This window comes from Vibrio sp. 10N.261.51.C6 (genome assembly GCF_041471785.1).
In the GTDB taxonomy this organism is placed as follows: domain Bacteria; phylum Pseudomonadota; class Gammaproteobacteria; order Enterobacterales; family Vibrionaceae; genus Vibrio; species Vibrio crassostreae_C.
Genome location: NZ_JBFRPB010000145.1, coordinates 1 through 320, shown reverse-complemented (window position 1 = coordinate 320; position 320 = coordinate 1). Strand labels below are relative to the sequence as shown.

At 46.9% G+C, this 320-nt stretch carries 2 tRNA genes; both read right to left on the bottom strand.

Features of this window, described 5'->3' with window-relative positions:
• Positions 1-77 precede the first annotated feature (77 nt).
• A tRNA-Ala gene (locus AB4375_RS21600) sits at positions 78-153 on the bottom strand.
• Positions 154-167: 14 nt separating this feature from the next.
• Positions 168-244: transfer RNA gene (locus tag AB4375_RS21595), tRNA-Ile, on the bottom strand.
• Positions 245-320: the final 76 nt, after the last annotated feature.

Below are 320 nucleotides of genomic sequence, written 5' to 3'. Positions count from 1 at the left end.
AAAGAGCTTGATTCAATAAATTGAACCATTTTTAAAGACTCTCGTAAGACTTTTTGTCGAACAAGAACGCTTAAAGATGGTGGAGCTATGCGGGATCGAACCGCAGACCTCCTGCGTGCAAGGCAGGCGCTCTCCCAGCTGAGCTATAGCCCCATCTAGGTCGATATTGGTGGGTCTGAGTGGACTTGAACCACCGACCTCCCGCTTATCAGGCGAGCGCTCTAACCAGCTGAGCTACAGACCCAATATCGTCTCTTAACTTTTCTAAACCTAATCAATCTGTGTGGGTACTCATCAAAGATATCTTCGTATAAGGAGGT